This is a genomic window from Stenotrophomonas rhizophila, assembly GCF_001704155.1.
In the GTDB taxonomy this organism is placed as follows: Bacteria; Pseudomonadota; Gammaproteobacteria; order Xanthomonadales; family Xanthomonadaceae; genus Stenotrophomonas; species Stenotrophomonas rhizophila_A.
Genome location: NZ_CP016294.1, coordinates 3,011,001 through 3,030,287, shown reverse-complemented (window position 1 = coordinate 3,030,287; position 19,287 = coordinate 3,011,001). Strand labels below are relative to the sequence as shown.

Here is a 19,287-nt window from a genome sequence, read left to right as displayed (position 1 = left end):
GTCTGGTGAGGTTTATCGGGGTTGATGACGATTCGGAGGCGTTGCTCGCGATTCAGACAGGGCCCGCAGGTTATGCTTCCGCGATGCTTTATCTCGCCTCTCGTTCGCCCCGACGAACCCAACTGCTGGCGCGCCTGGACCGACCGTTCCGCGCGCTGGACCTGGATGTGCCCGAAGTACGGGCCGCCGGGGAAACCGCCCAGGACTACGTGCAGCGCGTGGCCATCGACAAGGCCCGTGCCGGCTTGGCGCAGGTGGCCCACGACCCCGACGCGCTGGTGCTCGGCGCGGACACCGAAGTGGTGCTGGACGGTGAGGTGTTCGGCAAGCCGGTCGATGCTGCCGATGCCGCCGCCATGCTGCGCCGCTTGTCCGGCCGCACCCACCAGGTGATGACCGCCGCGGCGCTGGTCGCCGCCGGCGCCGAGCAGGCGGTGATGGTCGTGTCGGAGGTGAGCTTCATCGCGCTGGACGAGGCGGCCATTGCCGCCTACGTGGCCAGCGGCGAGCCGATGGGCAAGGCCGGGGCCTACGCCATCCAGGGCGGGGCCGAGCGTTACATCCGCCACCTGGCGGGAAGCTATTCGGGTGTCATGGGCTTGCCCCTGCAACAGACCGAGCAGTTGCTGCAGGCATTTGAATCGAAGGGAGTCGCCGGTGTCTGAAGAAATCCTGGTCAACGTCACCCCACGCGAGACCCGCGTGGCCGTCATCGAAAACGGCATGCTGCAGGAGCTGCACATCGAACGGGGCTGGCGCCGCGGGGTGGTGGGCAACATCTACAAGGGCAAGGTGCAGCGGGTGATGCCCGGCATGCAGGCGGCCTTCGTCGAGGTCGGGCTGGAGCGCGCCGCGTTCCTGCACGCCAACGACGTGGTACGGCCGGCCCCGGTGGCCAGCCCCGATACCGAGGGCACCACGCTGCCGCCGCCGTCGTCGGTGCCGATCGTGGAGCTGCTGCGCGACGGCCAGGACATCGTGGTGCAGGTGGTCAAGGACCCGATCGGCACCAAGGGCGCGCGCCTGACCACCCAGATCAGCATTCCCTCGCGTTACATGGTGCTGCTGCCGCAGTCCAAAGTGGTCGGGGTATCGGCGCGGATCGAGGACGAGGCCGAGCGTGCCCGGCTCAAGACGCTGGTCACCGAGCTGTCGGCCCAGCACGGGGGTTACGGCTACATCGTGCGTACCAACGCCGAAGGCCAGCCGGCCGAGGCGATTGCCGAAGACATCGCCTACCTGTCACGGGTCTGGAACGTGGTCGAGCGCCGTGGCCGCGAGGCGGCCCCGTGTAGCGTGATCTATGAAGACCTGAGCCTGCCGCTGCGTTCGGTGCGCGATCTGATCCGCAAGGACGTGGACAAGGTGAAGGTGGACTCCAAGGAGACCTTCACCCAGCTGCAGGCCTTCGTGGCCAAGTACATGCCGGTGCTGGCCGAGAAGCTGGAGCTGTACAGCGGCGACCGCCCGATCTTCGACATGTTCGGGGTGGAGGATGAGATCGGCCGCGCGCTGGACAAGCAGGTGCCGCTCAAATCCGGCGGCTACCTGGTGATCGACCAGACCGAGGCGATGACCACCATCGACGTCAACACCGGCTCGTTCCTGGGCCAGCGCAACCTGGAGGAAACGGTGTTCCGCACCAACCTCGAGGCCGCGCAGTCGGTGGCGCGCCAGCTGCGCCTGCGCAACCTCGGCGGGATCATCATCATCGACTTCATCGACATGGATGACGCCGAGCACCGCCGCCAGGTGCTGCGCACGCTGGAGAAGGCGCTGGCGCGCGACCATGCCAAGACCACGGTGTATGAGTTCTCGCCGCTGGGGCTGGTGGAAATGACCCGCAAGCGCACCGTGGAAAGCCTGGAGCGCCAGCTGTCCGAGCCGTGCCCGGAATGCAGCGGGCGCGGGTCGATCAAGACCGCGGAAACGGTCACCTACGAAATCTTCCGTGAGATCACCCGGGCCGTGCGCCAGTTCGATGCCGCGCGCCTGCTGGTGATCGCCTCGTCCAAGGTCGTGGCGCGGATCACCGATGAGGAATCCTCGGCGGTGGCCGAACTGGAGGAATTCCTCGGCAAGTCGATCCGCTTCCAGGCCGACGAGCAGTACCTGCAGGAGCAGTTCGATGTCGTGCTGCTGTGACCTGAGCCGGCCCGCGCAGTGGTGCGCCGGCGCCTGCGGGACCCGATGAGCGCGCCGCTGCGCCTGCGACTGCGAAGGATTCGCCGCCATGCTGTCTATGCCATGGCGATCGTACTGGTCTGTGTGGCGGTGCTGGTGGGCAGCCTCAGCCAGGTGCTGCCGCTGGCCGAACGGCACCCGGACAAGGTGGCCGGGTGGTTGAGTGCGCGTGCCGGCCAGCCGGTGCGTTTCGACCAGCTGCAGACGCGCTGGACCCGGCGCGGCCCGGTGCTGGCGTTGAAGGGCCTGCGCATCGGTGAAGGCGAGGGACTGCGCATCGGCGAGGCTGAAGTGCAGGTCTCGATGTATTCAGGGCTGCTGCCCGGCCGTTCGCTGACCGAGCTGCGCCTGCGCGGCCTGGCGCTGGTGCTGCAGCGTGCGCCCGATGGCCGCTGGTCGGTGCAGGGGCTGCCGCAACCCAAGGCCGGCGGCGATCCGCTGGATACCCTGCGCCGGCTGGGCGAACTGCAGGTCATCGGCGGCCGGCTGCGGGTGGATGCGCCGTCGTTGAACGTACAGACCGAACTGCCGCGCATCGACCTGCGGCTGCGGGTGAACGGGCAGCGGCTGGCGGTGGGCGCGCGCGCGTGGGCCGATCTCAAGGGCGCCCCGCTGACGGCCGTGGTGGATTTCGACCGTGCCCACGGCAACGGGCAGGCCTGGCTGGCCGCCGACCCGGCCGACTTCCGTGCGTGGTCGTCGCTGCTGCAGTTCGGCGGCGTGGCCCTGCAGCAGGGTACCGGCACGTTGAATGCCTGGGTGGACCTGCGCGACCGCCGTCCGGTGATGATCACCACCGATGCCGACCTGGCTGGCGTACAGCTGCGCGGTGCGCGCCTGGCCGATGGCGGGCGTCCGCAACTGAAGCTCGATACCTTGCAGCTGCGCGCGCGCTGGCGTTGGGTGCGGGGCGGCTGGCGTGCCGATGCACCGCGCCTGCGGATCGGCCTGGAAGGACGCACCGAAACGCTGGATGGGCTGTTGGTGGCCGGCGGCCAGCACATGGCGCTGGCCGGCGACAACATCGATGCCACCGCGCTGCTGCGCGGGCTGGCGTTGACCGATCGGATCGATGCCGGGCTGCGCCGTTGGCTGCACGACGCGGCGCCGAAGGTGCGCATGAGCCGCGTGCGGTTCGCCGGCGAGCGCGACGGGCCGCTGGGTTTTGAAGGCGAGCTGGAAGAGATCCAGTTCGCCGCCGCCGGGCACGCACCCGGCCTGGGTGGGGTGGGCGGCCATTTCGAGGGCGATGCCAACGGCTTCCGGCTCGACCTTCAGCCGACCCGGGTGATGCATTTCGACTGGCCCACCGGGTTCGGCGTGCGCCATGACGTGCGCCTGGCCGGCAGCATGGTGGGTTGGCGCGATGAAGGCGGCGGCTGGCGCATCGGCACCCCGGCGCTGCGCGTGCAGGGCACCGATTACGCCGCCGACGTGCGCGGCACGATGTGGTTCCAGGGCAATGGCACGCGCCCGTGGATGCAGCTGGCGGCCAAGCTCGACGACGTGCCGATGACCGCGGCCAAGCGCTTCTGGATCCATTCCAAGATGAGCAAAGCGGCCACCGACTGGCTGGATGCGGCGCTGGTGGGGGGCCATATCCGCGGGGGTATCGGCCTGGTGACCGGCGACCTGGAAGACTGGCCGTTCAAGGACCACAATGGTCGCTTCGAGGCGACCGGCCGCATCGACAACGGCAACATCCGCTTCCAGCGTGACTGGCCGACCATGGACAAGGTCGAAGGCGATATCGCCTTCATCGGCCCGGGCTTCGAGCTGCACGGCCGTGGCGACCTGGCCGGCGTGGCGGTGGACCACTTCGATGCGGGCATTGCCGATTTCGGCGCCTCCCAGCTGTACGTCAAGGCGGCCAGCCGCAGCGACGCCGGCGCGCTGCTGGCGATGCTCAAGCAGAGCCCGCTGCACAGGACCTATGCCGATTCGCTGGACAACCTGGCGGCCAAGGGCCCGGCGGCGGTGACCTTCGACCTGCTGCAGCCGCTGCACCACGCCGAGGGCGGCGGGCACCTGCAGGGCACGGTGGATCTGGACGGCGCCACGCTGTCGGACAAACGCTTCGACCTGACCTTCGAGGCGATGCGCGGCCAGGCCAGGTACAGCCAGGACGGGTTCGGTGCCGAGGCACTGGCCGTGCGCCACCTGGGCCAGGACGGCCAGCTCAGCCTGCGCGCCGGCGGTTATGCGCGTGACCCGCAGCATGCGTTCGAAGCCGAGCTGGCCGCGCGGATGGATGCCGGCCAGCTGCTGGACCGTGCGCCCGAGCTGGGCTGGCTCAAGCCTTACATCGAGGGGACGTCGCGCTGGACGATCGGGGTGACGCTGCCCAAGCTGGCGCCGGGCGGCAAGACCGCGCCGCCGACCCTGCTCACCCTGCACTCGGACCTGGTCGGCACCCGGCTGGACCTGCCGGCACCGCTGGACAAGCCAGCCGAGGTGCCCCTGGCCACGGCCGTGAAGGCGCAGCTGCCGATGGGCGCCGGGCGGGTGGACGTCGCCTTCGGCGAACGCCTGGCCCTGGCCGCGCGCACCCACGACAACAAGACGGGCGTGCAGGTCACGCTGGGCAGCGCCACCGTTGACCGCGACCCGCCCGCCAGCGGGCTGGTCGTCAACGGCCGCAGCGGCTCGCTGGATGCCCTGGACTGGATCGCGCTGGCGCGTTCGCCGGGCGGGACGCCCGGTGCAGACCCGATGCCGTTGCGCCAGGTGGATGTGCAGGTCGGGCAGTTGCTGCTGGCTGGCGGCGTGTTCGCGCAGACGCGCCTGCAGCTGCGTCCGACTCCCACCGGCGTGGACGTGCGCCTGGACGGCCCGTCGCTGTCGGGCGATCTGAGCGTGCCCAATGCCGACGGCGCGGCCATCGTCGGCAAGCTGGACCGGGTGCACTGGCAGTCGCTGCCCACCCCCGTGAAAGCCCCGGCCGATGGCGCGCCGATCATCCTGCCGGCCGACGCCAGCTTGCCGGCGCGGGTGCAAGCCAGCGCCAACGACACCAACCCGGCAAAGATTCCGCCGCTGTCGCTGGACATCAACGACCTGCAGTTCGGCAAGGCGCGGCTGGGCCAGGCCGTGCTGCGCACGCGTCCGTTCGGCAACGGGCTGAGCGTGGACCAGCTGCAGTTCCGTGCGCCCAAGCAGGTGATCGACATCCAGGGCCGCTGGCTGGGCATGGGTGAGGCGGCGCGTACCCAGTTCCAGGTCAAGGTCGACAGTGAGGACCTGGGCGGGCTGATGCAGAACCTGGACTACGGCGGCCAGCTGCGCGGCGGGCAGGGCCAGATCAGCCTGGATGCCGGCTGGCAGGGCGGTCCATCGGACTTCCAGCTGGGCGCATTGCAGGGCCAGATGCAGGTGCACGCACGCAACGGCCAGCTGCTGGAGCTCGAGCCGGGCGCCGGCCGCGTGCTGGGCCTGCTCAGCGTGACCCAGCTGCCGCGCCGGTTGATGTTCGATTTCCGCGATTTCTTCTCCAAGGGCTTCGCCTTCAATCAGGTGGAGGGCACGCTGGCGTTCGCCGATGGCATGGCCACCACCGACAAGGTGCTGATCGAAGGCCCGGCCGCCAACATCAGCATCCGCGGCCGCACCGACCTGCGCCGCCAGCAGTTCGACCAGACCATCGACGTCAATCCGCGCGCCGGCAACCTGCTTACCGTGGTCGGCGCCGTCGCCGGCGGTCCGGTCGGCGCGGCGGTGGGCGCGGCCGCCAATGCGGTGCTGTCCAAGCCGCTGGGCGAGATCGGTGCCAAGACCTACCGCGTGACCGGCCCCTGGGCCGAACCCAAGGTCGAAGTGATCGACCGCGACGACGCGCCGCCACGTTGATCCCGGCCGTTACCCCCCACAATGTCCCGCGCACGGCTTGCGATATCGGCCCGCGCCCACAGATCAAGACCATGACCGACAACGCACTCACCCTTGCCCAAGACCGCCTGCTGCTGCCCGCCGGGCTGGATGCCGGTGGCCTGGAACGCACCTTTGGCACCCTGCTGGGGCCGGGTATCGATTTTGGCGATCTGTACTTCCAGCACGCCCGCCGCGAAAGCTGGAGCGTGGAAGACGGCATCGTGAAAGACGGCGCCCATTCCATCGAACAGGGCGTGGGCGTGCGCGCCATTGCCGGCGAGAAGACCGGGTTTGCCTATTCCGACGACATCCATGGCGATGCGCTGCTGGGCGCGGCCCGCTCGGCGCGCGCGATTTCCCGCGAGGGCGGGGCGCAGCCAGCGCGGTCGCTGGTGCGCGGCAATGCACGCGCGCTGTACCCCGCACTGGACCCGATCGATGGCATGGGCAACGAAGCCAAGGTGGAGGTGCTCAAGCGCCTGGACCGTTTCCTGCGTGCGGCCGACCCGCGCGTGCAGCAGGTGATGGTGAGCCTGTCCGGTGGCGTGGATACCATCCTGATCGCGCGTAGCGACGGCGTGCTGGCCGGCGACATCCGCCCGTTGGTGCGGCTGAACGTGCAGGTGATCGTGGAGCAGCACGGCCGCCGTGAATCGGGCTATTCCGGCGGTGGCGGGCGCTACAGCTACGAGGAGCTGTTCGCTGACGGGCGCCCGGAAGCCTTCGCCCGCGAAGCGCTGCGCCAGGCGCTGGTCAACCTGGACGCCATTCCGGCCCCGGCCGGGGTGATGACCGTGGTGCTCGGCCCGGGCTGGCCCGGCGTGCTGCTGCACGAGGCGGTCGGCCATGGCCTGGAAGGTGATTTCAACCGCAAGGGCACCAGCGTGTACGCCGGCCGTATTGGCGAGCGCGTGGCCGCCCCGGGCGTGACCATCGTCGACGACGGCACCCTGGCCGGTCGCCGCGGGTCGCTCAACATTGATGACGAAGGCCACCCGACCCAGTGCACCACGTTGATCGAGGACGGCATCCTGGTCGGCTACATGCAGGATTCGCTCAATGCACGCCTGATGGGCGTGGCCCCGACCGGCAACGGCCGCCGCGAATCGTTCGCGCACATGACCATGCCGCGCATGACCAACACTTACATGCGTGCCGGCCAGCATGACCCGGAAGAAATGATCCGTTCGGTCAAGCGTGGCCTGTATGCGGTGAACTTCGGTGGCGGCCAGGTCGACATCACCAGCGGCAAGTACGTGTTCTCGGCCACCGAGGCCTACCTGATCGAAGATGGCAAGGTCACCGCGCCGGTGAAGGGCGCGACCCTGATCGGCAATGGTCCGGAAACCATGCAGAAGGTGCGCATGATCGGCAACGACCTGGCCCTTGACGAAGGCGTGGGCGTGTGCGGCAAGGATGGCCAGAGCGTGCCGGTGGGCGTGGGCCAGCCGTCGCTGCTGATTGATGGCATCACCGTGGGCGGCACCCAGGCCTGACCGCCGGATGCGCCCGTCCTGCCAGCCCGGCTCAGTCTTCGGCGCTGTCGGCGTCGCCGATGTCGTCGTCGTCGGTGTCGGCCGCCGTCGCTTCCAGGCCCAGCGCGGCCGGCAGCAGCAGGGTGCGCAGCACCTGGTAGATTTCACGGAAGGCACGCGGCGGCTTGTTCTTGGCGCGCTCGGCCTGTGCATTGCGCACCAGCGTGCGCAGCTGCTGGCGGTCGGCCTGCGGGTACTCGGCCAGCAGCGCGCTCAGCGCGGTGTCGCCGTCCTTGAGCAGGCGCTCGCGCCAATCCTCGGCGCGGTGCAGCGCGGCCACTTCGCGGCGCGAGGTATCGCTGTTGGCGTCCAGCGCATCGCGGATCGCGTCCAGGGTGGCATCGTCCTCGCGGCGCATGTGCTTGGCCAGGAACGCCAGCTGGCGCTTGTGGGCGATATGGGCGGTGATCCGCTTGGCCTCGGCGATGTGCGGCAGCAGGTCTTCCGGCACCGGCACGCGGGCCAGCTGGGCCGGGGTCAGCGACACCAGCTTCTCGCCCAGGGCCAGCACGTCCAGCGCGTCGCGCCGGTTCTGGCTGCGGCTGATATCAAGGAATTCACCGGTTTCTTCGTCGCGTCCGCGCATCGTCTTCTTTCCACATCCAGAACTGTGCCCGGCGTTGCGCCAGGCACTCACCCGTACAGGATAAAGCATTGAACGTGATCTCCCCTGAAGCCCATGCCGCCGACGACAGCCTGCCGCGGCTGGAACAGCTGGCCGACATCTCCCAGCAGCTGCTGGCCCGGGCCCGGGCGCTGGGCGCCACCCAGGCCGAAGTCAGCTGCAGCGAGGAGCGCGGGCTGGATGTGAACGTGCGCCTGGGCGAAGTCGAGACGGTCGAATCCACCCGCGACCGTGGAATCGCGGTCACGGTGTACTTCGGCCAGCGCAAGGGCAGCGCCAGCACCGCCGACCTGCAGCCGGCCAGCCTGGAATCGACGGTGGCCCAGGCCTGCGCTATCGCCCGGCATACCGAGGACGACGAGGCCGCCGGCCTGGCCGACCCGGAACTGATGGCGCGCGAGTTCCCGGACCTGGACAGCTGGCACCCGTGGGCGCTGCAGGCTGACCAGGCGGTGGATCTGGCGCTGGCCTGCGAAGCGGCCGGGCGCGAGGCTGACCTGCGGATCAGCAACTCCGACGGCGCATCGGCGTCCACCGCCACCAGCCTGTCGGTCTATGCGAACTCGCACGGGTTCATCGGCCGTGACCGCAGCAGCCATCATTCGGTGGGCTGTGCGCTGATCGCAGGGCAGGGTGACGGCATGCAGCGCGACGGCTGGTACAGCAGCGCGCTGGCCCGCGAAGACCTGGAAGATGCGGCGTCGATCGGTCGCCGCGCCGCCGAGCGCACCCTGGCCCGGCTCAACCCGCGTTCGATGGCCACCGCGCAGATGCCGGTGCTGTATTCGCCGGAAGTCGCGCGCTCGCTGATCGGCCACCTGCTGGGTGCGGTGTCCGGCGGGGCGCTGTACCGCCGTGCCAGCTTCCTGCTCGACAGCGTGGGCACGCAGCTGTTCCCGGACTGGTTCGCGATCGAGGAGCGGCCGCTGCTGCGCCGTGGCCTGCGTTCGACCGCGTTCGATGGTGATGGCGTGGCCACCCGCGATTCGTCGCTGATTGAAGGCGGGGTGCTGCAGCGCTATGTGCTGGGCAGCTATTCGGCGCGCAAGCTGGGCCTGGTGACCACGGGCAACGCCGGCGGTGTGCATAACCTGCGGGTGCATTCCAACGCGGGCGATCTGGCCTCGATGGCGCGGCAGATGGGCAACGGCCTGCTGGTGACCGAGCTGATGGGGCAGGGCGTCAACGGCGTCACCGGCGACTACTCGCGCGGGGCCGGTGGCTTCCGGGTGGAAAATGGCGAAATCCAGTACCCGGTCGACGGGATCACCATCGCCGGCAACCTCAAGGAGATGTTCGCGGCGATCGAGGCGGTGGGCAGCGACATCGACCGCCGCTCGCACGTACACGTCGGCTCGATCCTGGTCGGGCGGATGACCGTTGCCGGTAACGATTGACGGCATCGATTGACGTATCCTGTGCCCGCTGCCTCGGCAGGCGGGGAGCCTGCCACGCACCACCCATACACTGGACAAGGAGTTTCACGTGAGCGAATTCGACAACATCACCGCCCCGCCGCCGCCGCCGACCAGCGCCGGCCCGGTTCCCAGCGACCAGCGCACCATGGCGCTTGCCGCGCACCTGCTGGGCATCTTCACCTGGTTCATCGGCCCGTTGATCATCTGGCTGATCAGCAAGGACGACGCCAGCAAGGGGTTCGTCACCGACCAGGCCAAGGAAGCGCTGAACTTCCAGATCACCATCGCCCTGGCGATGATCATCTGCTTCATCCTGATGATCGTGATCATCGGCGGCCTGCTGGCGCCGCTGGTGGGCATCCTCAACCTCGTGTTCTGCATCATTGCGGCGGTGAAGGCGAACAACGGCGAGGCTTACCGTTATCCGTTCACCCTGCGCCTGATCAAATAATTCCTGTTTTCCGGGAATGCAGAAACGCCCGGCATTGCCGGGCGTTTTTTGTTTGGAGCAAGAGCGAAAGCAAAAGCCGTCGCCTGCCCCCGACAGTGGATCGGTTGTTCAGGCAAAAGCGGTTCAATTGCCTTTGATCGCCTGTGCGCACCAACCAACCGTCAGAGGGCCGGCGGGGGTGGGTTTGCGGGGGCTTTGCGAAACATGGATGTTTCGCAAGAGCCTACACGGACGTATTCACGGCGCCCCCCGCAAACCCACACCCGCCGGCCCTGCGCAGATACGTTCGCAGACCAGGGCTCTTGCCTGCAGCAGACGAACACCGACCGAAGGCCGGTTCCTTAGTGATTGCGCTCGACCGCCAACCGCCCAAGCGCACGCAACGCATCAGCGCGTTCGTCATACCCGGCAAGGCTGTTGTGCATGCGCTCGCTCAGCGCCGCAAGTTCGGCTTTGGCACCGTCCATTCCCAACAACGCCGGGAACGTGGACTTGGCCTGCGCCTGGTCCTTGCCCGCCGTCTTGCCGAGCTGTTCGGAACTGGCTTCCACGTCCAGGATGTCATCGCGCACCTGGAACGCCAGGCCCAGCGCGTTGGCGAAATCGTCCAGCTGCAGCAGGTCCGCGTGCGGTGCATCGCCACACAGCGCGCCCATGCGGACCGCCGCGCGGATCAGCGCGCCGGTCTTCAATGCATGCATGTGCTGCAGGTCGGCCAGCGGCTGCGCGTGGCCCGTTGCATCGATATCCAACGCCTGGCCGCCGCACATGCCGGCCGCACCCGAGGCGTGGGTCAACGCCTGCAGGCAGTGCACCCGCAGCAGTGCCGGCAACGCCGCATCGGCCAGCAGCCCGAACGCGCGCGTCTGCAGCGCATCGCCGGCCAGGATCGCCGTGGCTTCGTCGAAGGCGATGTGCGTGGTCGGGCGGCCGCGACGCAGGGCGTCGTCGTCCATCGCCGGCAGATCGTCGTGCACCAGCGAATAGGCGTGGATCAGCTCCACCGCCATCGCCGGTGCGTCCAGCGCATGTTCGTCGGCACCGAAGATCTGCCCGCTGGCGTACACCAGCAGCGGGCGCATGCGTTTGCCGCCACCGAGCACTGCATAGCGCATCGCCTGGTGCAGGCGCTTGGGCGCCTGTTCCGGCGGGGGGAGGCTGGCGTCGAGCTGGCTTTCAATGCGGTCGCGCCAACGCGCGAACGTGGACTCAACCGTCATGGCTGGGCGGGTCGAACGGCTCGGCGGTTTCCGGGCGGGCCGGGTCGCTGAGCAGGCGCACGCGCAGCTCGGCCTGCTCCAGCGCCTGCTGGCACTGGCGGTACAGGCCCACGCCACGCTCGTAGGCGCTCAGCGACTGCTCCAGGCTCATGTCGCCGGTTTCCATCTTCTCCACCAGCTGCTCCAGTTCTTCCAGCGAATGCTCGAAGTGGGCGACCGGGGAGGCGTCAGTGGGGGATTTCTTGGCCATGCGGCAAGTGTGAAGCGCCAGCCCCAAGGGGTCAATTCACGCCGCGCCCGGCGTCCAGCGCAGTCGGGCGTGCTGTTCATCCAGCCACTGCTGCAACGGTGCCGCGATCACCTGGTCGCCGGCCGCAACCAGCACCTGGTCTGCATACAGCAGCGGCACCTGGCGGCGCTGCCACGGAGGCAACCCGCTCTGTTGCAGTAGATCTTTCAGCGCGTGCGAATGACTGCGCCCGCGCAGCTGGATGCGCTCGCCCCCCCGGCGTGCGCTGACCTGCACCGGTTCACCCAACCGCTGGGCGCCGATCAGTGCCAGTTCGCCACCATCGGGGAGTGCCAGCGGGCTGGCGCCATCCCAATGCACGCTCCAGTCCAGCGGCAGTGCCAAGGCCATCGGCAGCAGGTACAGGTGGCCGCGCCAGCGGCGGATGCGCACGCCCTGCCAGGCGAACTGCGCATCGGCATCCTGGGCAGCGGGCAGCAGTTCGCGTTCGATGGCCTGGACGCCCGCGGCCGGCAACGGCGGTTGTCCCGCGCTGCGCACCCACTGCCGCAGCAGCCGCGCACGGCGCTCGCGCGGCTGCCGTTGCAGCTTGGCGCAGTCAAGCACGCCGGGCGACACCGTGCAGCGCCGCAACGCGTCGTGGTCGGAGGCATCGAGCAGGCGCTGCGCCTGCGCGCTCAACTCGGCGCTGCGTGCGAACGCCGCATCGGCCTGCGGCCAGCGCTGCTGCAGCAGCGGCAGCACGTGCAGGCGGAGGAAGTTGCGGTCGGCCACGTCGCTGGCATTGCTGGGGTCTTCGATCCACTCCAGCCCGTGCGTCGCGGCATGCGCCCGCAGGTCGCTGCGCGGGATCTGCAGCAGCGGGCGCCAGATCGATCCGGCGCCGAACGGCGCATGGGCCCGGATCGCCGCCAGGCCATCCACCCCGGAGCCGCGCAGGGCCCGCAGCAGGAACGTTTCGGCCTGGTCATCGCGGTGGTGCGCCAGTGCGAGGTGTTCGCCTTCGCGCAGGACGCGGGCGAACGCTTCGCGGCGAACGTGGCGTGCCGCGGCTTCCAGGCCCGCACCGCTGTCGCGCGGCACCGCCACGCGGATCACCTGCAGCGGAATCGACCAGGCCGCGCAGATCGCCTCGCAGTGCGCCGCCCAACGATCTGCATCGGCCTGCAGGCCGTGGTGCACGTGCACCGCATGCAGGCCGGCGGCGCGCTGTGCGGGTGACTGGGCCAGCCAGTGCAGCAGCACCGTCGAATCCAGTCCGCCACTGAAACCCACCAATACGGGTGCGGGCAGGTCGGGGGCAGGGGGCAGCGCAGTAGGCATCGAATGGGACATGTCAGGCAGAGGGCCAGTATCGGCCCTGCCGGAAGCCGACGCCATCACGCGGCTTCAGCCGCGTGATGGGGCCGCCGGCCCGGCGCGTCAGTTGCCTGCGTCCTTGCGCTCGAACGCCTTGGGTGCGGGCAGTTCCACCGGCACGCCCTTGGCGTCGCAGGTGCCGGCCTCGCACAGGCGCTGGCGCAGGCGCGGGGTGGCCTGCACGATCATGTGGTAGATCGCGTTCTGTTCCATGGTGCCGCGCACCGCCTTGCTGCCCGGGCCACGGGCCCAGATGCCGACATCTTCGCCGCCGTGGCTTTCGCTCTTCATCGGCACCAGCGCTTCCTGCATGTAATCAGGGTGCTCGGTATCCACGTGGGTCAGGTCCGGGCGGCCCTTGGCCGGGTCGAAGCTGCTCGGGTTGTGCGGGTAGGCCTTGGGGCCTGCCGGCTGCTGGTTGGTGGCGCCGGTAAAGCCGGGGCCATTGGCGTAGCTGAGGGTGGTGTAGGGCAGGCCGAGGCCGTCGCGGGCCAGGTCGAGCGCGCCGGCGCCGTCTTCGCCGCCCTTGTCCTTGACCTTGCCGAGGATCGGGTTGCCACGCGCCGGGTAGCCCACGAAGTTGAGCGTGTGCGAGTGGTCGGCGGTGACGATGATCAGCGTGTCCTGGTCGGAGGTGGCCTCCACCGCCGCACGCACCGCGTCGGACAGCGCCACCGTATCGCTGAGCGCACGGTAGGCGTTGCCGCTGTGGTTGGCGTGGTCGATGCGCGCGCCCTCCACCATCAGCACGTAGCCTTCCTGGTGGCGCGACAGGTTGGCGATGGCCGCCTGGGTCAGTTCGGCCAGGCTGGGCTCGCCGGACGGGTCGTCCTTGCGCTCGATCTCATAGCGCATGTGGTCCGGCTCGAACAGGCCCAGGATCGCCGGGGCGTTGGCGGCGGCCTGCAGCTGCTGCGCGTTCCAGACATAGGCGCCCTGCGGGTGCGCCTGCTTCCATTCGCCGACGAGGCTGCGCCCGTCCAGGCGCAGGCCCACCTTGTCGTCGTACTCCGGGTCGGTTTCTTCCACGTTGGTGAACTGGGCGCGACCGCCGCCCAGTGCCACCAGCGGACCTCGCCCGTAACGCGAGGTATCCAGCAGCTGCTGGGCGATGTCCTTGCAGCCGGCCGCTTTGGCCGCCTCCGGCAGGTCCGCGTCGTTTTCCCAGTTGCGCTCGGGCGAATGGGCGTAGGTCGCGGCCGGGGTGGCGTGGGTGAGCCGCGCGGTGGTCACCACGCCGGTGGCCATGCCGGCGCTGTCGGCCAGCTGCAGCCAGGTCAGCAGGCCCTTGCCCAGGCTGTCGGCGCAGTCGCTGCGGCTGCCGGCGCTGACCCCGATGGCGCCCATGTGGGTCTTCACGCCGGTGGTGATCGCGGTCATGGTGCCGGCCGAATCCGGGGTCTGCGAATCGGTGTTGTAGGTCTTGCTGAACGCGGTGGCCGGGAAGCGCTCCCAGGAGAGCAGGTTCTCTTCGCCCGGGTTGCCGTTGCGCTGGCCCTCGAAGATGCGTGCGGCAGCCACGGTGGTCAGGCTCATGCCATCGCCCAGGAACAGGATCACGTTCTTCGCGCGGCCGTCCATGGCGCCACTGCCGGCGGCACGGGCGGCACCGCTGCGGTACCACCACTGAGGGGTTTCACCAGCCGGGTGGGCCACTGCCGGTACATCGACCTGAACGGCGCCGGCATTGGCGCGGGAAGTGGGGGCGGAGGCGGCGCAGGCGCCAAGCAGCAGGGTGGTGGCGAGGGCCGCCACAAGAGGCGTGAAACGGGACATGGACGCGCGTATCTCAATGGTGAAACGGGCGTTCATTATGCAGAACGCCGCAAGGCACGCCGATGACACGCTGATTTGTTTCTGTGCGCCTCGTCCGCAGGGGCGCGTTGGGCTAAGGTGAGGGGCTGTCACCCACTCCCTGGAATGCTCATGACGCTGGTGTCTGCCTGGCTGCGGATCCCGTTCTGGCAGCGCGTACTTGGCGGCTTCGTGCTCGGCGCGCTGGCCGGCTGGCTGCTTGGCCCCGCCGCCGAAACCTGGTTCGGCCCGCTGGGCGACCTGTACGTCACGCTGATCAAGATGATCGCGGTGCCGCTGGTGTTCTTCGCGGTGATCAACGCCATTTCCTCCCTGCACGGGCAGAAATCGGTGGCGGCGCTGGGCGGGCGCACCTTCCTGTGGTTCATCATCACCGCCGCGCTGGCGGTGGGCATCGGCCTGGCCGTGGGCACCCTGATGCAGCCGGGTACCGGCAACCTTAGCCTGAGCACGGACCACGGCTACACGCCGCGCGAAGTGCCCAGCGTGGTCAAGGTGGTCATGGACGTGGTGCCGTCCAACGTGTTCTACGCGCTCACCGGCATCGGCACCAAGGTCAACGCGGCCGGCGAGACGGTGCTGGCCGCGGGGCGCGGTTCGATCCTGCCGGTGATCTTCTTCGCCGGCCTGCTCGGCTTTGCCATGGTCAAGCTGGGCGACAAGGTCGCCGAGGCGCGCAAGCTGACCGGGCAGATGAGCGACATCATGATCCAGGTCACCCGCTTCGTGCTGGAGATGACCCCGCTGGGCACCTTCGGCCTGATCGCCGGGCTGGTGGGCAGCTACGGCTTCGAAAAGCTGTTGCCGCTGGGCAGCTTCGTGCTGGCCCTGTACGTGGCCTGCGCGCTGCATATCGTGCTGGTGTACGGCAGCCTGCTGCTGGTGCACGGCCTGAACCCGCTCAAGTTCTTCCGCGGTGCCGCGCCGGGCATGCAGGTGGCGTTCGTCAGCTCGTCCAGCTTCGCGGCGATGCCGGCGGCAATGCGTTCGATCACCCACAACCTTGGCGTGAACAAGGACTACGCGTCCTTCGCCGTGCCACTGGGCGCCAGCATCAAGATGGACGGTTGCGGCGCGATCTATCCGGCGCTGTGCGCGGTGTTCATCGCGCAGTATACCGGCGTGCCGCTCACCCCCGAGCAGTATGTGGTGGTGCTGATCGCTTCGGTGCTGGGCAGCTTCGGTACTGCCGGCGTACCCGGTACGGCGGTGGTGATGGCCACGGTGGTGCTGAGCGCAGCCAACCTGCCGCTGGAAACCATCGGCTACCTGTACGCGATCGACCGGATCCTGGACATGATGCGCACCATGACCAACGTCACCGGCCAGATGCTGGTGCCGGTGCTGGTGGCCAAGGAAACCGGGCTGCTCGACCGCGAGGTCTACGACAACCCGTCCACCAACCTGGGCGTGGACGAGGGCGAAGAGCGCACCTCTTAGCACGATCGGTCAGGTCGTCATGCAGCGGGCCGGCGATTGCCGGCCCGTCTGCGTTTGATGACTGCGCACTGTGACATCTGTATCCGGCGGTGTAACAACGCTGATACACCCACATGTGAAGTGAGCGTTATCCGCCTTCCTGACGCCCGCACGTTCGTGTTCAGGACGCGTGAACGCCACGCGGGTGTAACACCTGCGTTGCAGTGACAGCGGTCGCTGCCGGCAACATGCCCGCAAACAGGGCCTTTCGGACTTGGCACGATTGCTGCTCCATCCCTCCGCATGTATCGGGAGGTCGCAATGGACAGCGTTCGCGTACGAAGCAAGGCAACGGTGGTGACGTGGCTGCTGCTGGTGATGGTGCTGGCACCGGCAGCGGTGCAGGCCTCGGGCGCACGGCAGGGCGTGAAGCAGCAACCGGGTGAAATCGTGCTGCTGCGGGATGTATCCGCGCGGCCGGCGTATCGCCCCGCTCCCCCGGGCGTGGCCTTGCTCGCCGATCCCTCGCCCAAGCGCGAAGTCGCTGGCGCACTGGGCACCTCGACCGGCATGGACGAACTGAGCGACGACGATTACGCCTCGCTGGGCTCCAACACCGGCCTCTCTGCGGGGCACCCGCAGACCACCGTGGAGCGCGTCACCACCAGCACCATCAACAGCACCCTGGGCAAGGCCACCAGCAGCGGTGTGCTGTCGGGCAGCTCGCTCGGCCGCAGCATCGGCGGGCCGATGGGCGCGGTGGGCAACGCCACCCGCGGTATCGGTGACCAGGTGCGCGGTGCGCTGGCGCAGTTCCCGCTCGGCCAGCCGGCCGGTGCGCCCGCAGGTGGGCCCGGCAAATGAAGCGCGCAACCGTGCTGCTCTCGCTGGGGCTCTCGCTGGTGCTGCCACTGCCGCTGTACGCGCAGCAGGCAGACGACTACGCCGGCATGCTGGGCTACCTCAACAACACCCGCCTGGAGGGCCGCGCGCTGAGCGGCGCCGACGGCGCCATGGTGGTCAACATGGCCGCCGGCGACCTCAACCTGCAGGCCAACCTGCTGGGTATCGCCAGCGGCGAAAACGCACAGGTCAACATCGATGCACGCCAACGCCTCGCCGGCAACCGCGTGCGCGCCGATGGCGCGCTGGATGCCAGCGCCAGCATCGGCGGCCAGGCACTGAACGGCGCCAGCGGCGTCGCCATGATCAACCAGGCCAGCGGTATCGGCAACGCGACGCTCAACGTCGTCACGGCCACGCTGGCGCAACAGGGCATACGCGAGACGAACGACGAGGCCTTGGCCGCGTCGGGGGCACTCGCGTCAGCAGGGGGGCAGGGCACCGCACGTCGCGGTGGTTCCGCCGGAACCCGCAGTGTCGCCGTGGAGGACACCGCACTGCAGGGATTCGACGGCGTTCTGCAACTCAATCAAATCGCGGGTACCGGCAACACCACCGCCAACCAGTTGGGCATTTCGGTGCAGTCCACCCCGTGAGCAGTTCCATCCACCCGATTGACCGTGAAGAGAGAGGGCACCATGAACACCATGAACAAGACGGTACTTGCGCTGGCCATCGCAGTTGCGGCTACCGCATCTGCCTCCGCACAGGACAACCAGAACGCAAGCGCGTTCATCAACCACATCCACAACGTGTGGGAAACCCGCACCAACACGAACACGAACACCAACACCAACCTCAATACCGACGTTGATACCAGCATCAACACCGATATCGATACCGATGTCGACACCGACATCACCACCAGCATCGATACCGATATCGATACCAACATCGATACCAACATCCGCAATGACTGGGATTCGCGCACCCGCGTACGCAACAACAGCACCACCAACACCAGCTCCGACACCAGCACCAAGACCACGACCAAGAGCTACAGCGACACCAGCGACGTGAACCACACGCGCAATGTCTCGGTCAACGAGAACGTGCAGAAGAACAGCAACATCCAGGCCGACGAGCGCAAGGAAAAGAACAACCACGGCGTGGACGTGAACCTGGAATCGGACCTGCAGGTGGGTGCGGACGTGCAGTTCCGCGGCCGTCCGACCGTCTCGGGTGACCTCGAAGTGGACTCGGCCGCGATTGCCATCATCGACAACCGCCAGTCGATCACCGACAACGAAGGCGACAACCAGCTGCTCGAGAACAATTCCTCGATCAGCGAAAACGTGGCGCAGGACGCGTCGGGCAACCTCGGCTTCAACACCGCCGCTGGTGACAACAATGCCCAGGACAACGCCGCATCGCTGTCCGCCGCCGATGCTTCGTTCACCTTCGGCATGTCCGATGCGCAGGTGTACGTGAACCAGTACGGCGCCGGCAACACCACCACCAACGAAGGCGTGGTCAACAACTCCAGCCTCAGCGGCAACGCCTTCCGCGGCGCCACCGGCAACATCGGCGTGAACAGCGCCGCCGGCAACAACAACGAGCAGAAGAACGCCCTGGCTGCGTCGGTGTCCACCGCCCGCATGGCCACCGCGAGCATCAGCTCGAACCAGGTGTCCACCGGCAACAGCGTGTCCAACGAGGGCTACGTGAAGGCCATGCGTGACACCACCCAGGTCACCCTGCGTGGCAACGTCCGGGGCGGTACTGCAGCCATCGGCGTGGGTGGTTACGCCGGTCGCGGCAATGCCTACCAGAAGGAAAACTTCTACCCGGATACCTGGAGCGGCTCGTCGCATACCGGTGGCAACCAGACCGGGCACATCGACCTGGATGCTGACGCCCAGGGCGCCACCGACAACCCGTACAACGAAGGTGCAGGCGGTCTCGCCTTCGACACCGACGAGCGCGGCGTTCTGGCGTACGGTGAAGTGGGCTATGCCGATCTGCAGGCCAGCCTGAGCGGTACCGTGGCCACCACCCGCTGGGTCGTGGAACGTGCCGAAAACAACGCTTCGCTGTCGGGTGACTCGTTCCGCAGCGCCAGCGGCAACATCGGCGTGAACGTCGCAGCCGGCACCGGCAACCTGCAGGCCAACAGCCTGGCCCTGGCCGTGGCCCAACCGTCCACTGGCGGCAACCCGGGCGGCGGTGGCGGCGAGTAACGCTGTCCGTTTTCGCAGGCAACACGCGTTGAGCGCAACAAACCCGGCCATCCGCCAATGG

15 protein-coding genes are annotated in these 19,287 nt (G+C 68.4%); 10 read left to right on the top strand and 5 right to left on the bottom strand.

The genetic code is table 11. The features are described 5' to 3' along the window. Positions 1-83: 83 nt before the first annotated feature. From BAY15_RS13545 to tldD, 4 genes are all read left to right on the top strand, one after another. Positions 84-665: a Maf-like protein gene (locus tag BAY15_RS13545; protein ID WP_068853542.1), complete on the top strand. Its 582-nt coding sequence runs from the start codon at positions 84-86 to the stop codon at positions 663-665. Further along, positions 658-2,145, top strand: a complete 1,488-nt coding sequence (rng, locus tag BAY15_RS13540) for a ribonuclease G (protein WP_068853541.1) — start codon at positions 658-660, stop codon at positions 2,143-2,145. The genes BAY15_RS13545 and rng overlap by 8 nt, the downstream gene beginning before the upstream one ends. 45 nt (positions 2,146-2,190) lie before the next feature. Next, positions 2,191-6,030: a YhdP family protein gene (locus BAY15_RS13535; protein WP_068854725.1), complete on the top strand. Its 3,840-nt coding sequence runs from the start codon at positions 2,191-2,193 to the stop codon at positions 6,028-6,030. 71 nt (positions 6,031-6,101) lie between these two features. Further along, complete coding sequence (tldD, locus tag BAY15_RS13530; RefSeq protein ID WP_068853540.1) at positions 6,102-7,547, top strand: metalloprotease TldD; 1,446 nt, start codon at positions 6,102-6,104, stop codon at positions 7,545-7,547. 31 nt (positions 7,548-7,578) lie between these two features. Here the strand turns inward: tldD and yjgA are convergent, their stop codons facing one another. Next, positions 7,579-8,172, bottom strand: coding sequence for a ribosome biogenesis factor YjgA (gene yjgA / locus BAY15_RS13525; protein WP_068853539.1), 594 nt, complete (start codon positions 8,170-8,172; stop codon positions 7,579-7,581). Between the two features lie 68 nt (positions 8,173-8,240). Between yjgA and pmbA the strand changes: the two genes are divergently transcribed. Both pmbA and BAY15_RS13515 read left to right on the top strand, forming a co-directional pair. After that, positions 8,241-9,608 (top strand): metalloprotease PmbA, encoded by a 1,368-nt coding sequence (gene pmbA / locus BAY15_RS13520; protein WP_068853538.1) that lies wholly within the window; start codon positions 8,241-8,243, stop codon positions 9,606-9,608. Between the two features lie 88 nt (positions 9,609-9,696). Continuing rightward, a complete protein-coding gene (locus BAY15_RS13515) occupies positions 9,697-10,080 on the top strand; it encodes a DUF4870 domain-containing protein (RefSeq protein WP_068853536.1) in 384 nt (127 codons plus the stop codon). A gap of 341 nt (positions 10,081-10,421) precedes the next feature. Here BAY15_RS13515 and BAY15_RS13510 read toward each other — a convergent pair whose 3' ends face one another. The 4 genes from BAY15_RS13510 to BAY15_RS13495 all read right to left on the bottom strand — a co-directional run bounded on the left by BAY15_RS13510 (position 10,422) and on the right by BAY15_RS13495 (position 14,685). Next, entirely contained in the window at positions 10,422-11,300 is an 879-nt protein-coding gene (locus tag BAY15_RS13510; RefSeq protein ID WP_068853533.1) for a polyprenyl synthetase family protein, read from the bottom strand. Beyond that, entirely contained in the window at positions 11,290-11,550 is a 261-nt protein-coding gene (locus BAY15_RS13505) for an exodeoxyribonuclease VII small subunit (protein ID WP_068853531.1), read from the bottom strand. The genes BAY15_RS13510 and BAY15_RS13505 overlap by 11 nt, the downstream gene beginning before the upstream one ends. A 36-nt stretch (positions 11,551-11,586) precedes the next feature. Then, a complete protein-coding gene (gene tilS / locus BAY15_RS13500; protein WP_099047459.1) occupies positions 11,587-12,873 on the bottom strand; it encodes a tRNA lysidine(34) synthetase TilS in 1,287 nt (428 codons plus the stop codon). A gap of 99 nt (positions 12,874-12,972) precedes the next feature. Next, positions 12,973-14,685, bottom strand: a complete 1,713-nt coding sequence (locus BAY15_RS13495; RefSeq protein ID WP_068853520.1) for an alkaline phosphatase — start codon at positions 14,683-14,685, stop codon at positions 12,973-12,975. Between the two features lie 150 nt (positions 14,686-14,835). Here BAY15_RS13495 and BAY15_RS13490 point away from each other — a divergent pair, with 150 nt between their 5' ends. The 4 genes from BAY15_RS13490 to BAY15_RS13475 all read left to right on the top strand — a co-directional run bounded on the left by BAY15_RS13490 (position 14,836) and on the right by BAY15_RS13475 (position 19,226). Further along, positions 14,836-16,164: a dicarboxylate/amino acid:cation symporter gene (locus BAY15_RS13490; protein WP_068853518.1), complete on the top strand. Its 1,329-nt coding sequence runs from the start codon at positions 14,836-14,838 to the stop codon at positions 16,162-16,164. Between the two features lie 300 nt (positions 16,165-16,464). Continuing rightward, positions 16,465-17,007, top strand: a complete 543-nt coding sequence (locus BAY15_RS13485) for a hypothetical protein (RefSeq protein ID WP_068853516.1) — start codon at positions 16,465-16,467, stop codon at positions 17,005-17,007. Continuing rightward, the gene (locus BAY15_RS13480) at positions 17,004-17,642 is read left to right on the top strand and encodes a hypothetical protein (protein ID WP_083214189.1); all 639 of its coding nucleotides are present in this window, start codon (positions 17,004-17,006) and stop codon (positions 17,640-17,642) included. The genes BAY15_RS13485 and BAY15_RS13480 overlap by 4 nt, the downstream gene beginning before the upstream one ends. 42 nt (positions 17,643-17,684) lie before the next feature. Next, the gene (locus BAY15_RS13475; protein WP_099047408.1) at positions 17,685-19,226 is read left to right on the top strand and encodes an adhesin; all 1,542 of its coding nucleotides are present in this window, start codon (positions 17,685-17,687) and stop codon (positions 19,224-19,226) included. Positions 19,227-19,287: the final 61 nt, after the last annotated feature.

Excerpts from the sequence above, each read along its gene's own strand:
- BAY15_RS13545 (WP_068853542.1), top strand. The coding sequence starts at position 84 with ATGCTTTATCTCGCCTCTCGTTCGCCCCGACGAACCCAACTGCTGGCG.
- BAY15_RS13535 (WP_068854725.1), top strand. The coding sequence starts at position 2,191 with ATGAGCGCGCCGCTGCGCCTGCGACTGCGAAGGATTCGCCGCCATGCT.
- tldD (WP_068853540.1), top strand. The coding sequence starts at position 6,102 with ATGACCGACAACGCACTCACCCTTGCCCAAGACCGCCTGCTGCTGCCC.
- yjgA (WP_068853539.1), bottom strand. The coding sequence starts at position 8,172 with ATGCGCGGACGCGACGAAGAAACCGGTGAATTCCTTGATATCAGCCGC.
- BAY15_RS13510 (WP_068853533.1), bottom strand. The coding sequence starts at position 11,300 with ATGACGGTTGAGTCCACGTTCGCGCGTTGGCGCGACCGCATTGAAAGC.
- BAY15_RS13505 (WP_068853531.1), bottom strand. The coding sequence starts at position 11,550 with ATGGCCAAGAAATCCCCCACTGACGCCTCCCCGGTCGCCCACTTCGAG.
- tilS (WP_099047459.1), bottom strand. The coding sequence starts at position 12,873 with ATGCCTACTGCGCTGCCCCCTGCCCCCGACCTGCCCGCACCCGTATTG.
- BAY15_RS13495 (WP_068853520.1), bottom strand. The coding sequence starts at position 14,685 with ATGTCCCGTTTCACGCCTCTTGTGGCGGCCCTCGCCACCACCCTGCTG.
- BAY15_RS13490 (WP_068853518.1), top strand. The coding sequence starts at position 14,836 with ATGACGCTGGTGTCTGCCTGGCTGCGGATCCCGTTCTGGCAGCGCGTA.
- BAY15_RS13485 (WP_068853516.1), top strand. The coding sequence starts at position 16,465 with ATGGACAGCGTTCGCGTACGAAGCAAGGCAACGGTGGTGACGTGGCTG.
- BAY15_RS13480 (WP_083214189.1), top strand. The coding sequence starts at position 17,004 with ATGAAGCGCGCAACCGTGCTGCTCTCGCTGGGGCTCTCGCTGGTGCTG.
- BAY15_RS13475 (WP_099047408.1), top strand. The coding sequence starts at position 17,685 with ATGAACACCATGAACAAGACGGTACTTGCGCTGGCCATCGCAGTTGCG.